The sequence below is a fragment of the Levilactobacillus brevis genome (assembly GCA_021383565.1).
Classification (GTDB): Bacteria; Bacillota; Bacilli; order Lactobacillales; family Lactobacillaceae; genus Levilactobacillus; species Levilactobacillus brevis_B.
Window position 1 is genome coordinate 416,433 of the sequence record CP079699.1, and the last position, 12,772, is coordinate 429,204.

16 protein-coding genes are annotated in these 12,772 nt (G+C 48.8%); all 16 read left to right on the plus strand.

Going from position 1 to position 12,772, the window contains the following annotated elements:
- The first annotated feature begins 16 nt into the window (after nucleotides 1-16).
- The 16 genes from atpB to KB236_02025 all read left to right on the plus strand — a co-directional run bounded on the left by atpB (nucleotide 17) and on the right by KB236_02025 (nucleotide 12,759).
- The gene (gene atpB, locus KB236_01950) at nucleotides 17-736 is read left to right on the plus strand and encodes a F0F1 ATP synthase subunit A (protein UIF29541.1); all 720 of its coding nucleotides are present in this window, start codon (nucleotides 17-19) and stop codon (nucleotides 734-736) included.
- 34 nt (nucleotides 737-770) lie between these two features.
- Complete coding sequence (gene atpE, locus KB236_01955; GenBank protein UIF29542.1) at nucleotides 771-983, plus strand: F0F1 ATP synthase subunit C; 213 nt, start codon at nucleotides 771-773, stop codon at nucleotides 981-983.
- A 50-nt stretch (nucleotides 984-1,033) separates the two neighbouring features.
- A complete protein-coding gene (atpF, locus tag KB236_01960) occupies nucleotides 1,034-1,549 on the plus strand; it encodes a F0F1 ATP synthase subunit B (protein UIF29543.1) in 516 nt (171 codons plus the stop codon).
- Nucleotides 1,539-2,081 (plus strand): F0F1 ATP synthase subunit delta, encoded by a 543-nt coding sequence (locus KB236_01965; GenBank protein UIF29544.1) that lies wholly within the window; start codon nucleotides 1,539-1,541, stop codon nucleotides 2,079-2,081. Before atpF ends, KB236_01965 begins: the two co-directional genes overlap by 11 nt.
- A 30-nt stretch (nucleotides 2,082-2,111) precedes the next feature.
- Nucleotides 2,112-3,638 (plus strand): F0F1 ATP synthase subunit alpha, encoded by a 1,527-nt coding sequence (atpA, locus tag KB236_01970; protein UIF29545.1) that lies wholly within the window; start codon nucleotides 2,112-2,114, stop codon nucleotides 3,636-3,638.
- 30 nt (nucleotides 3,639-3,668) lie between these two features.
- The gene (locus KB236_01975; GenBank protein ID UIF29546.1) at nucleotides 3,669-4,568 is read left to right on the plus strand and encodes a F0F1 ATP synthase subunit gamma; all 900 of its coding nucleotides are present in this window, start codon (nucleotides 3,669-3,671) and stop codon (nucleotides 4,566-4,568) included.
- A gap of 22 nt (nucleotides 4,569-4,590) precedes the next feature.
- Nucleotides 4,591-6,006, plus strand: a complete 1,416-nt coding sequence (gene atpD, locus KB236_01980) for a F0F1 ATP synthase subunit beta (protein ID UIF29547.1) — start codon at nucleotides 4,591-4,593, stop codon at nucleotides 6,004-6,006.
- A gap of 13 nt (nucleotides 6,007-6,019) precedes the next feature.
- Nucleotides 6,020-6,439: a F0F1 ATP synthase subunit epsilon gene (locus KB236_01985; GenBank protein UIF29548.1), complete on the plus strand. Its 420-nt coding sequence runs from the start codon at nucleotides 6,020-6,022 to the stop codon at nucleotides 6,437-6,439.
- Nucleotides 6,440-6,837: 398 nt separating this feature from the next.
- A complete protein-coding gene (locus KB236_01990) occupies nucleotides 6,838-7,065 on the plus strand; it encodes a DUF1146 family protein (protein UIF29549.1) in 228 nt (75 codons plus the stop codon).
- Nucleotides 7,066-7,096: 31 nt separating this feature from the next.
- On the plus strand, nucleotides 7,097-8,404 hold the full coding sequence (gene murA / locus KB236_01995; GenBank protein ID UIF29550.1) for a UDP-N-acetylglucosamine 1-carboxyvinyltransferase: 1,308 nt from the start codon (nucleotides 7,097-7,099) through the stop codon (nucleotides 8,402-8,404).
- 179 nt (nucleotides 8,405-8,583) lie between these two features.
- On the plus strand, nucleotides 8,584-9,588 hold the full coding sequence (locus KB236_02000; protein UIF29551.1) for a rod shape-determining protein: 1,005 nt from the start codon (nucleotides 8,584-8,586) through the stop codon (nucleotides 9,586-9,588).
- A gap of 24 nt (nucleotides 9,589-9,612) precedes the next feature.
- A complete protein-coding gene (gene yidD, locus KB236_02005; GenBank protein UIF29552.1) occupies nucleotides 9,613-9,906 on the plus strand; it encodes a membrane protein insertion efficiency factor YidD in 294 nt (97 codons plus the stop codon).
- A 12-nt stretch (nucleotides 9,907-9,918) separates the two neighbouring features.
- Complete coding sequence (locus KB236_02010; GenBank protein ID UIF29553.1) at nucleotides 9,919-10,143, plus strand: DUF2969 domain-containing protein; 225 nt, start codon at nucleotides 9,919-9,921, stop codon at nucleotides 10,141-10,143.
- Between the two features lie 95 nt (nucleotides 10,144-10,238).
- A complete protein-coding gene (locus tag KB236_02015) occupies nucleotides 10,239-11,444 on the plus strand; it encodes an FtsW/RodA/SpoVE family cell cycle protein (protein UIF29554.1) in 1,206 nt (401 codons plus the stop codon).
- A 17-nt stretch (nucleotides 11,445-11,461) separates the two neighbouring features.
- Entirely contained in the window at nucleotides 11,462-11,764 is a 303-nt protein-coding gene (locus KB236_02020; protein ID UIF29555.1) for a glycine cleavage system protein H, read from the plus strand.
- 143 nt (nucleotides 11,765-11,907) lie between these two features.
- Nucleotides 11,908-12,759: an SPFH domain-containing protein gene (locus tag KB236_02025; protein UIF29556.1), complete on the plus strand. Its 852-nt coding sequence runs from the start codon at nucleotides 11,908-11,910 to the stop codon at nucleotides 12,757-12,759.
- Nucleotides 12,760-12,772: the final 13 nt, after the last annotated feature.

Sequence of the window (12,772 nt, forward strand, 5' to 3'; positions counted from 1 at the left end):
AAAGAGGTGATATTCGGTGAATGATGGTCCAGTTTCGACCTTCCAATTTCTGGGATTGACGTTTAGCACGGCAAACATTGTATCTGCATCTGTTGTGTTTGTCCTTGTTGTTGCCCTGGTATTCTTCACTTCCAGACATTTGGCCATGAAGCCAACCAAGGGGCAAAACTTCTTGGAATGGCTGATTGATTTTACCAACGGAATTTTGAAGGGGTCCATTCCAACCAAGGAAATTGGTGGGTTTGGATTGTACGGTTTCACTTTATTTATCTTCCTGTTCCTGTCGAACGAATTGGGATTATTTCTCAATATCGCGATGCCGAACGGTGCCACCATCGTCCGGAGTCCTACGTCCGATCCAATCACGACGTTGACTTTTTCATTGATGACGTTGATGCTTGCGCAGTTTGCAGGGATAAATAAATTGGGTTACAAGACCCATTTTGAGAACTACTTGAAGCCTTTCAAGGTCTGGATAATTATCAGTATCTTTGAAGAGTTCACAAACTTCTTAACGTTGGGTCTACGTATCTTCGGGGTTATCTTCTCTGGTGAAATGCTACTGGGGATAATCTGGAAGCTCGCAGCGTCACATGGCATCGCAACGATGATAGTCGCTGTACCACTCGAAATGGCTTGGCAAGGATTCTCTGCATTCTTGGGAGCAATTCAGGCCTTCGTCTTCGTTACGTTGTCATCAGTTTACATTTCTCAAAAGCTTGAAGTTGAGGAATAAAGTCTTTATATAATTTAAGGAGGAAACAAAGATTATGGGAGCTATTGCAGCTGGTATCGCTATGGCCGGAGCCGCTATTGGTGGTGGTGTAGGTGACGGTCTTATTATCGCCAAAATGCTAGAAGGTATGGCCCGTCAACCTGAACTTTCAGGTCAATTACGGACGAACATGTTTATCGGTGTTGGGCTTGTTGAAGCTATGCCTATCATTGCCTTCGTTGTTGCTTTGATGGTTATGAACAAGTAGTTTTAGACACGATGACGTTTATATCTGATAGTAGAAGGAGGTGTCAATAGATGCTCTCACATTTAGTGGTTGGCGCAGGGCTTTACTTCGGTGATTCAATTTTCTATGTTACCTGTTTCTTACTGTTACTGTGGATCGTTAAGGTGCTGGCTTGGAAGCCAGTAACTAAGATGATGCAGGACCGGGCCGACAAGATCAGCAATGATATCGACTCCGCTGAAAGCTCACGGAATGAAGCGGCTGACTTAGTTCAGAAGCGGCAAACCGCGTTAGCTAATTCACGATCCGAAGCACAAACGATTGTTAACGATGCGAAGACTAACGGTCAACAACAACGTGAACAAATCGTGACTCAAGCTCAAACAGATGCACAGACGTTGAAGCAAAATGCCCAAAAGGACATTGAGCAAGAACGCCAAGATGCCCTGGTCAATGCCCGCAATGACGTGGCGGACCTATCTATTGAGATTGCTTCCAAGATCATTCAACGAGAATTGAAAGCTGACGATCAAAAGGCATTAATTGATTCTTATATCGAAGGGTTGGGGAAGCAACATGAGTCTTAATAGGGCAACTGTAGCGAAACGCTACGCAAAAGCATTATTTGAACTGTTGTCCGAAAAAGACCAACTGGAGTCAGGCTTCACAGAGCTCAAAGAACTTCGAAGTATCTTCCAGGACAACCCGCAATTGAGCACTTTGCTCTCAGACGCTAGCCTGCAGGTTGCTGAACGTGAAGCTTTAGTGCAACCGTTACTGAAAGACGCATCGCCATATATCAAGAACTTTGTTCAAATGGTATATGACTATGGCCGGATGGACAACGTGGTTGATATCGTTGACCAATTCCAAGCCATGTATGATGAGGCTAACCATACGGTTTACGCTGAAGTAACCACGGCAGTGCCTTTGACTGACGACCAGAAGACGCAGATCGAGACGTCTTACGCCAAGCGCGTAGGGGCCGACAAGGTTATTTTGTCGAGTCATGTCGATCCTTCTGTGATTGGTGGGGTCATCGTTAAAGCCGCTGACACGGTTCTTGATGGTAGCTTAAGAACAAAAATCAATCGTTTACGGCAGCAACTGCTAGCATAACGAATTCGGTAATAAAGAGGTGAAACTTTCATGAGCATTAAAGCTGAGGAAATCAGTGCTCTAATTAAACAACAATTAGAAAGCTACAAGGATGAAATCTCAGTTGAAGAAACTGGTACGGTTACTTACGTTGGTGACGGTGTTGCTCGGGCCCACGGCTTGAACAACGCTTTGCAAGGTGAGTTGCTGTTGTTTGATAACGGGGTTTATGGGATGGTCCAAAACCTCGAATCCAGTGACGTTGGTATCGTTGTCTTGGGTGATTTTACTGGAATCACTGAAGGCGACTCTGTCAAGCGGACTGGACGGATCATGGAAGTTCCCGTTGGCGATCAATTAATCGGTCGGGTTGTAAACCCATTGGGCCGGCCAATTGACGGTAAAGGGGACATTTCCACGGACAAGACGCGGCCAATCGAACACAAAGCACCGGGTGTTATGGAACGGCAAGGGGTTAACGAACCTCTGCAAACCGGGATTAAAGCCATCGATGCCTTGGTTCCAATTGGACGTGGTCAGCGTGAATTGATCATCGGTGACCGGAAGACTGGGAAGTCCTCTATTGCCATCGACACGATCATTAACCAAAAAGACCAAAACATGATCTGTATCTACGTTGCGATTGGTCAGAAGGCTTCTACGGTGCGTGCACAAGTTTCAACGCTGGAAAAATTCGGCGCTATGGACTACACGATTGTCGTTACCGCTAGTCCTTCCGAACCAGCTCCAATGTTATACATCGCGCCATATGCCGGTGCTGCCATGGGTGAAGAGTTCATGCACAACGGCAAGCACGTTTTGATTGTTTATGATGATTTAACCAAGCAAGCCGATGCTTACCGTGAACTTTCTCTGATTTTACGGCGGGCACCAGGTCGTGAAGCATATCCTGGTGATATCTTCTACACCCACTCTCGTTTGCTGGAACGGGCTGCTAAGTTAAGTGATGAACTCGGTGGGGGTTCCATGACGGCGTTGCCTGTCATTGAAACCAAGGCTGGGGACGTTTCTGCTTACATCCCAACCAACGTTATTTCTATCACCGATGGTCAAATCTTCCTGAACAGTGATTCATTCTATTCTGGTATTCGGCCAGCTATGGATGCCGGGACGTCTGTTTCCCGGGTTGGTGGTGACGCCCAGATCAAAGCCATGAAGAAGGTTGCCGGGACGTTGCGGTTGGACTTATCTGCCTACCGTGAACTGGAATCCTTCGCCCAATTCGGTTCTGATTTGGATGCCGCAACCAAGGCTCGACTAGACCGTGGTGCGCGGACCGTGGAAGTCTTGAAGCAAGGCTTACATGAATCCGTTCCGGTTGCCAAGGAAGTTATTATCTTGTTTGCGTTGACTCATGGTCACTTGGACAAACTCGAAATTGGCGACGTTTTACGTTACCAAAACGAATTGTTCGACTACATGGACGCCAGCCATCAAGACATCGAAGACATCATTACCAAGACTGGGAACTTGCCTGAAGGCGACGCCCTGGAAAAGGCTGTGGCTGAATTCGATGATACTTTCCAACCAACTGCTAAGGCCGACACGGCTAATTAAGATTACTTGAAGGAAGGATGGTGAGAAATAATGGCTGAATCAATTCATGACGTTCAACGTCGGATTAATTCCACGAAAGCAACCCGTCAAATTACGGCGGCAATGCACATGGTTTCGACCGCGAAGTTAAATAAGATTCAGAAACACGCAGTCGGCTACCAAGACTATGTTTCGAAAGTTAAGGCTGTCGTTATGCATCTTTCACAGTCTCATCTGTTAGATAATTCCTCAAGTAGCCTACAGTCGAACCGTCCAGTAAAGAAAACCGCATATTTAGTGATCACCTCCGATCGTGGAATGGTGGGAAGCTATAACAGTAGCGTGCTCCGCGAAGCCAATACGTTCATCAAAGAACGGACACCCAATCCTGACGACTACATGGTGTTAGCCGTTGGGGGTACCGGTGCCGACTTCTACCGGAACCGCGGAATCAACGTGGCTTATGAATACCGTGGGGTCAGCGACGTTCCTGAGTTTAACGAAGCTCGGGAGATCGTTAAGACCGTTACCACGATGTTTGACAACGAAGTGTTTGATGAACTCTTCGTTTGTTACAACCACTTTGTGAACCGGATTTCGTCCCGTTTTCGGGCTGAAAAAATGTTACCAGTCGACAAGGAAACCTTGTCCTCTGATGCGGCAAACGATACGCAAGCAGCACCGTTAACGGCTGAATACGACACGGAACCTTCTGAAGAAGAAGTGTTACAAGTCGTTCTGCCACAATACGCAGAGAGCCTGGTATACGGCGCTATCTTGGACGCGAAGACTTCCGAACACGCATCAAGTTCAAACGCGATGCAATCAGCCACTGATAATGCGGATGATTTGATTGATACGTTGCAACTGCACTATAATCGTGCACGGCAAGCAGCGATTACCACTGAAATCACCGAAATTACTGGTGGTCAGGAAGCCTTAAATAATTAATGACGGGAGGAATTAACGAATAATGAGTGCTGGTAAAATTGTTCAAGTTATCGGACCTGTTGTTGACGTTGAATTCCCACTGAATGATGAATTACCTGACATCAACACCGCCCTTAACATCAAAAAAGATGATGGTAGTATCCTTGTAACCGAAGTTGCCTTGGAATTAGGTGACGGGGTTATGCGGACGATTGCCATGGACGGTACCGATGGTCTTCGCCGGGGCATGGAAGTCGAAAACACAAAGGCTTCGATTTCTGTTCCTGTTGGTGATGACACGCTTGGTCGGGTGTTCAACGTTTTGGGGAACCCAATTGACGGCGGTGCCGAGTTTGGACCAGACGCAGAACGGATGCCAATTCACCGTGATGCACCGAAATATGACGAATTAAACCCTACGACTGAAATCCTGGAAACGGGTATCAAGGTTATTGACTTGCTCGAACCTTACGTTCGTGGTGGGAAGATTGGGTTGTTCGGTGGTGCCGGTGTTGGTAAGACCGTTTTAATTCAAGAATTAATTCATAACATTGCGCAAGGCCATAACGGGATTTCCGTCTTCACCGGTGTTGGTGAACGGACTCGTGAAGGTAACGATATGTACTGGGAAATGAAAGGCTCCGGAGTTCTGAAGCAAACGGCCATGGTTTATGGTCAGATGAACGAACCTCCTGGTGCCCGGATGCGGGTTGCCCTGACTGGTTTGACGATTGCGGAATACTTCCGTGATGTTAAGGGCCAAGATGTGCTGCTCTTCATCGATAACATCTTCCGGTTCACGCAAGCCGGTTCTGAAGTTTCTGCCCTGTTGGGTCGGATTCCTTCAGCCGTTGGTTACCAACCAACGTTGGCTACTGAAATGGGTCAGTTACAGGAACGGATTACGTCAACGAAGAAGGGGTCAATCACCTCGATCCAAGCCGTTTACGTGCCTGCCGATGACTATACCGACCCTGCTCCAGCCACGACTTTCGCCCACTTGGATGCCACGACTAACTTGGAACGTGCTTTGACGCAACAAGGGATTTATCCAGCCGTGGACCCATTGGCTTCAACGTCAACTGCCTTGGCCCCTGAAATCATCGGTCAAGAACACTACGACGTTGCCACGGAAGTTCAACACGTCTTGCAACGGTACCACGAATTGCAAGATATCATCTCTATCTTGGGGATGGATGAACTTTCCGAAGAAGAACAAACGATTGTTAACCGTGCTCGGCGGATTCAATTCTTCCTGTCACAACCATTCTCCGTGGCTTCACAGTTTACGGGTATGGATGGGAAGTACGTGAAGTTGTCCGATACCATCCGGAGTTTCAAGGAAATCTTAGCTGGTAAGTACGATGACCTACCAGAAGATGCTTTCCGGAACTGTGGAGCTATCGAAGATGCCGTCGAAAAGGCTAAGCAAATGAACGCTGCCGTTGCCAACAACTAGGGAGGGATTCTAATTGGCTGATAATCAATCAGTATTATCCGTTAGTATCGTAACCCCAGATGGCCGGGTCTATGACCACGATGGTGATCTCTTGGTCATTAAGACTAAGCTGGGTCAACTCGGGATTATGCCCAATCACGTACCCGTCATTTCTTCTCTAGAAGTGGATGAGGTCCGGATCAAACATGATGGTGAAGAAGATGAAGTTGCCGTTAACGGTGGTTTCCTCGAATTCTCCGATAATGTGGCCACTATTGTTGCCGACAGTGCGGAACGTCAAGACGATATTGACGTCGGTCGTGCCGAAAGTGCTCGGGATCGTGCTCAGGCGGCCATTAAAAAGGCCCAAGATGAACATGACGCTGACACCTTGGCGCGGGCAGAAGTCGCTTTGCGGCGGGCCATCAACCGAATTAACGTCGCCAACCATTAAGCACAATAACTGCATTTTAAGAAAGACCATTCTCACTAACGGGAATGGTCTTTTTTCGTTATGGGGAAACTGGTCTTCCTAGGCAATCTAGGCGCCGGAGGGGATTAATCGGTTTTAGAACGATTGGTCTATCTCGCAGCGCGAGAAAGTTCGCGTTTGACGATGACTGAGTCAGTGGGAGAACCATTGATGATGGGGCTGTCAACCGTTTACTCTGTACTTTTGGAAGACTAGTGCCATTGTTGCGGGTAATCTTTTGAATATCTTATAGTTTGTTCAGTTATAATTGTTAATAAAGCCAAATGTAATATTACAAACGGCGAATTCGGCGGAATTTCAAGGACAAGGACGAAAAATTATGCTATAGTTGGTGAGAATGTTTAGAAAGGATTGAGTTAATGAAACTTATTGGGTTGCAGGGAATTTTAACGATTATTAGTCATTTAACGTTCATCGCCCTCGCGTTCTGGGCGATTTCAGCGTTGCACATCGAACGGCTAATGTCGGTGTACCCACGTCAAGCACGGGTTGTAATCGTCATGTTATCGGTTGCAATAGGGTACGGCTGCAGCTCGTTCTTTCTAGACTTCATCAATAATGTTCGTAATCTGGGCTATTTACTATAGGCAAGCCCGAAAATTCTTTTGGAGGTATCCCATGGAAAAAATTATTGTTCATGGTGGGAACCGCTTAACTGGTGAGGTAAATATCGAAGGGGCAAAGAATGCGGTTTTGCCAATTCTGGCAGCCTCAATTCTGGGCCAAGATGGACTCACCCACTTAGCAAATGTTCCAGTTTTGTCTGATGTTTATACGATGAATAAGGTTCTTCGATTCCTGAACTTGCGGGTTGATTTTAACGAAAAACAACGTGAGATCACGATCGATGCGACCCACCAAGTTTCTAGTGAAGCACCATTTGAATACGTTTCCAAGATGCGCGCGTCTATCGTTGTGATGGGGCCACTGTTGGCACGCTTGGGCCATGCCCGCGTGGCGTTGCCTGGTGGTTGTGCGATTGGAACGCGACCAATTGACCTGCATTTGAAGGGCCTCGAAGCCTTGGGCGCCCGGATTGAACAACACGATGGCTACATTGAAGCCTTTGCCGATCAGCTGAAGGGAAGTCACATCTACTTAGATTTCCCAAGTGTTGGTGCGACGCAAAATATCATGATGGCCGCCTGCCTGGCGCAGGGGACGACCGTGATTGATAATGTTGCCCGTGAACCTGAAATCGTGGACCTCGCTAATGTCTTGAATAAGATGGGGGCTCATGTACGGGGTGCCGGGACGGAAACGTTGCGGATCGATGGCGTTGAAAAAATGCACGGGACCGAACACAATGTGGTTCAGGACCGGATCGAAGCGGGGACCTTTATGGTTGCTGCGGCGCTGACGCAAGGCAATGTCCTCATCAAGGATGGCATTGTTGAACATAACAAGCCCCTCATTTCCAAATTACAAGAAATGGGTGTGCGCGTGACTGAAGAGCCCGGGGGTATTCGGGTCATTGGACCAGAAAAGTTACGGCCAACGGATGTTAAGACGCTCCCGTATCCAGGCTTTCCAACGGATATGCAGCCGCAGATGACCATCTTGCAGTTGGCTGCTGAGGGAACTAGTACCATGACGGAGACCGTGTTTGAGAATCGCTTCATGCATCTGGAAGAGTTACGGCGGATGAATGCACAATTCCAAATCAATGGCCGGACGGTTGTGATGCACGGGCCAACCGACTTCAACGGGGCTGAAGTGGCCGCTACGGACTTACGAGCCGCTGCTGCGTTAGTGCTGGCAGGTTTGGTTGCCGACGGGTACACGCAGGTGACTAACCTGAAGTACTTGGACCGAGGCTACTACGACTTCCACAAGAAGTTGACGGCCTTAGGTGCCGAAGTTAAACGGGTTGATTTCCCAGAAGACGATACGGTGGTCTTAAAGAACGCGCACGTTAAAAATTAGAACTTATTTTGGGTGGCACTTGTGGCCACCTTTTTATTTATCGCGGAAACGGTCGGGCTGGGAATGTTAACAATTGCTTTAGTTCCCCGGCATCCGCGAGAAAGCATTTAGAGTTAGTGAAGATTATGGTATAATGAAATGTTGAAAATTGGCATTAAAAATCAGGAGGACGCATAAGTATGGCGAAAGACATTGGAATTGATTTGGGGACCGCGAACGTTTTAATCTACGTGGTCGGCAAGGGTATCGTATTAAATGAACCATCAGTGGTCGCAATCGACACGAAGACTGATAAGGTATTAGCGGTGGGCTCCGAAGCTTACCGGATGGTTGGTCGGACCCCCGGCAACATCCGCGCAATTCGTCCCCTGAAGGATGGCGTCATTTCTGATTTCGATATTACCGAAGCCATGCTCTCCTATTTCATTAATAAATTAAGTGTTAAGGGCTTCTTATCCAAGCCCAACATCATGATCTGTGCGCCAACGAATATCACCGAGATTGAACGTAAGGCCATCATTCAGGCGGCTGAAAAATCTGGTGGGGCCAAGGTTTACCTGGAATACGAACCCAAGGTCGCCGCTCTGGGTGCCGGCATGGACATCTTCAAGCCGAGTGGTAACATGGTTATTGACATGGGTGGTGGGACCAGTGATATTGCCATTCTGTCGTTGGGTGACATCGTGGCTAGCCGCTCCATTCGGGTGGCCGGTGACCGGATGAACACGGAAATCGTGAACTATCTGAAGCATCACCACAACCTGATCATTGGGGAACGGACCGCCGAAACCATCAAGATTAAGATTGGGACGGCCTATCCAGAACCCGGTAACGAAGACAAGACGATGGAAGTACGGGGCCGAGATTCCGTGAGTGGGATGCCAACCGAAACGACCATTACGGCCGCTGAAGTTGAGTTGGCCATCCATGATTCCGTGGAACAAATCGTCTCCGCTGCCATGGCCGTCTTGGAAACGACGCCACCTGAACTGGCTGCGGACATCATTGACCGTGGCATCATGTTGACCGGTGGTGGAGCGCTCCTAGACGGGATTGACAAGCTCTTCTCCGAACGCTTGATGGTGCCGGTCATCATTTCTGAAGACCCACTGGATAACGTGGCCAAGGGTGCTGGCGTCCTACTGGAACACATGGATACGAAGACGGCTAAGGAAAACAACTAGGCGTTAAAAGAGGAGGAACCAACGATGAAGTGGTTACTGACGAAATTGGTACGGGGTTATCAGCGCTTCATTTCACCGTTGTTTCCACCAACCTGTCGGTATTATCCGACTTGTTCGACTTACATGCTTCAGGCGTTAGCCAAGCATGGTGCCATTAAAGGTGGCCTGATGGGGCTGGCGCGTATCTTGCGTTGCCATCCTTTCGTCCGCGGTGGCGTGGACCCGGTACCGGAGCACTTTACGCTTCGCCGTAATTTCGCGGCCGAACAGGCTTACCGCAAGGAAATGGGCCTTGATAAAAATTCCCCCACTAAATAAAGGAGAGTTGTCATGAGTAAACGAGAAAAATCTGTCCAAGTGACGGTCGACGAACAAAAGTTGCCGGACGGCACGACCATGTCCATCTTAAAGATTGGGCAAGACACGATCGGCACAGTTAAACCAAATGAAGATCGGTTTGAAGCGCAACTGAACGATGGTGACGTTTATCGCGTTAAGACCGTTGACGAGGGCGTTGAGCTGCTCTTGCGGGACTACCACCTTCATCGCGGATAATAAATTTTAGTAAAATTGGCCGCAGTGGATCGTTAAAGTTCACTGCGGCCTTTATACTTAAGACAAATCTTAGTTTGAATTAAGGAGCAATCATTGTGGCAAAGAATGCGACAGAACAACGGACCGATGCGGATTCCCGGATTGACTGGGGAATTATCTTCTGCGTTTTGATGTTGGCCTTGATCGGGCTGGCATCCATCTACGTAGCCGCGACCCATGATAGTAGCGCCACGAGTGTCACGTCTGCCGTGGTCTCTCAGCTGGTGTGGTATGTCATTGGGACGGTCGCGATTATTATTATCATGCAGTTTGACTCCGAACAGTTGTGGAAAGTGGCCCCGTTACTCTACGGGTTGGGGCTCTTCCTGTTGGCCGCGGTTTTGATTTTTTACAGTCGCGCGTACTATGCGAATACGGGGGCGCGGAGTTGGTTTGCCATTGGTGGACTGACGTTCCAGCCATCCGAAGTCATGAAGCCGGCCTTCATCTTGATGCTGGCTCGGGTGGTGACGGAGCACAATAGCTTGAATCCCATTCACACCATGCGTACGGACTGGGCGTTGATTGGCAAGTTGATTCTGTGGACGGTGCCTGTCGCCGTCTTACTGAAGTTGCAAAATGACTTTGGGACCATGCTGGTGTTCTTCGCCATCGTGGGGGGGGTCCTGCTGGTCTCGGGAATTACCTGGAAGATCATTGCCCCGGCGTTTGCGATCGTGGGCGGGGTCGGCGGCACTGCGCTGGCGTTGGTTACCACCGATGCTGGGCGAAAGATTCTGGAGAAGATTGGCTTTCAGGCCTATCAATTCTCCCGGGTCGACACCTGGCTCCATCCCTCACAGGATACTTCAAACAGCGGGTATCAGCTATGGCAGAGTATGAAGGCGATTGGCTCCGGCGGTATCTTTGGGACCGGCTTCAACGTCTCTCACGTCTACGTGCCCGTGCGGGAGTCCGATATGATTTTCTCTGTGATTGGGGAGAACTTCGGATTTATCGGTGGGTGTGTCTTAATCTTCCTGTACTTCCTGTTGATCTATCAAATGATTCGGGTGACGTTTGACACGAAGAACGTCTTTTACGCCTACATCTCAACTGGGGTTATCATGATGATTCTCTTCCACGTATTCGAAAACGTCGGAATGAGCATCGGGTTGCTCCCACTGACTGGTATTCCATTGCCGTTTGTTAGTCAAGGGGGGTCAGCCCTGATTGGGAATCTGATTGGGATTGGTTTAATCATGTCAATGCGGTATCATTATAAGAGTTACATGTTTAGTCGTAACGACGCATTTAAATAAAGAGGAGACTAGATAATATGGCTGAAATGGTAAAGTATTTTTGGACAAAAGCAGTAGATGACGGTACGCGTATCGGTTTGACGACTGAGGGCCAAGACGAATTAGGGACAATTAAATTCGCCAAATTACCAGCAGTTGGGGACACCGTTAAGAAGGGCGACAACCTGTTGAGCGTTGAAGCTGACAAGGCGGTTTCCGATATTCCTAGCCCAGTTTCTGGGAAGGTCACCGCAGTTAACCCGGCCTTGACCGATGACTTCGCTGCGTTAAACGGTGCGGACACGGACGCTGCTTGGTTCGTGGACATTCAAGAAGCTTAATGAACGAGTACCGGTGCTGACCCTTGCGGCTGGCACCGGTTTTTTTAGTCTTCCAGTGAATGGACGGTCGCAACCGGTTTCTTAGGCCTTTACGCGGGAGTCGGGTATAATGGAGGTAGTAATTCGGAAATGGAGTGAGTCACATGAACGAAAAGAATGTGTTTCACATCAACGGCTACTTGGGTTTGTTGATTGTCTTGGCCTTATTTATTGTCGGTGGCTGGATGGCCTTTGAGGGCATCATGCTACCACTGGCGGTGATCATCATTATTCTGGCGGCGTTGGCGGCTAGCAGTTTGACCATCATTAGCCCCAACCAGTCCAAGGTCCTAACATTCTTTGGACGCTATATTGGGACGATTCGTGAGGCAGGGCTGTATCTGACCGTCCCACTGACCAACAAGTCGACGGTCTCGCTACGGGTACGGAACTTCAACAGCGCCATTTTGAAAGTTAACGACCTGCAAGGGAACCCCGTGGAGATTGCCGCGGTGATCGTCTTTAAAGTGGTCGATACCAGCAAGGCGTTGTTCTCGGTGGAAGATTATGAGCAATTCGTGGAAATTCAAAGCGAATCGGCCATTCGGCACGTGGCCTCGGAATACGCCTACGATAACTTTGGCGATGGTGAGGCACTGACCCTGCGGAGCAATCCGACAGAGGTCTCCAATCACTTGACGGAGGAGCTGCAGGAACGGTTGGATGTCGCGGGGGTAAAGATCATTGAAACTCGCCTGACGCACTTGGCCTACGCGACTGAGATTGCGTCAGCGATGCTACAACGGCAACAATCGCAAGCTATTCTGTCCGCACGGAAGATCATCGTGGAAGGGGCCGTCTCGATTACCGAGGGTGCCATCACGCGGCTAGCTAACGAAACGGACCTGGAACTCAGCGACAATCAAAAATTACAGTTAATCAACAACATGATGGTTTCCATCATCAACGAGCGGGGCTCCCAACCGGTGATCAATACCGGGAAGGTCGAGTCCTAATGAGTCAACAGGC

Coding starts and splice junctions, on each gene's coding strand:
- atpE (UIF29542.1), top strand. CDS start 771: ATGGGAGCTATTGCAGCTGGTATCGCTATGGCCGGAGCCGCTATTGGT.
- atpF (UIF29543.1), top strand. CDS start 1,034: ATGCTCTCACATTTAGTGGTTGGCGCAGGGCTTTACTTCGGTGATTCA.
- KB236_01965 (UIF29544.1), top strand. CDS start 1,539: ATGAGTCTTAATAGGGCAACTGTAGCGAAACGCTACGCAAAAGCATTA.
- atpA (UIF29545.1), top strand. CDS start 2,112: ATGAGCATTAAAGCTGAGGAAATCAGTGCTCTAATTAAACAACAATTA.
- KB236_01975 (UIF29546.1), top strand. CDS start 3,669: ATGGCTGAATCAATTCATGACGTTCAACGTCGGATTAATTCCACGAAA.
- atpD (UIF29547.1), top strand. CDS start 4,591: ATGAGTGCTGGTAAAATTGTTCAAGTTATCGGACCTGTTGTTGACGTT.
- KB236_01990 (UIF29549.1), top strand. CDS start 6,838: ATGAAACTTATTGGGTTGCAGGGAATTTTAACGATTATTAGTCATTTA.
- murA (UIF29550.1), top strand. CDS start 7,097: ATGGAAAAAATTATTGTTCATGGTGGGAACCGCTTAACTGGTGAGGTA.
- KB236_02000 (UIF29551.1), top strand. CDS start 8,584: ATGGCGAAAGACATTGGAATTGATTTGGGGACCGCGAACGTTTTAATC.
- yidD (UIF29552.1), top strand. CDS start 9,613: ATGAAGTGGTTACTGACGAAATTGGTACGGGGTTATCAGCGCTTCATT.
- KB236_02010 (UIF29553.1), top strand. CDS start 9,919: ATGAGTAAACGAGAAAAATCTGTCCAAGTGACGGTCGACGAACAAAAG.
- KB236_02020 (UIF29555.1), top strand. CDS start 11,462: ATGGCTGAAATGGTAAAGTATTTTTGGACAAAAGCAGTAGATGACGGT.
- KB236_02025 (UIF29556.1), top strand. CDS start 11,908: ATGAACGAAAAGAATGTGTTTCACATCAACGGCTACTTGGGTTTGTTG.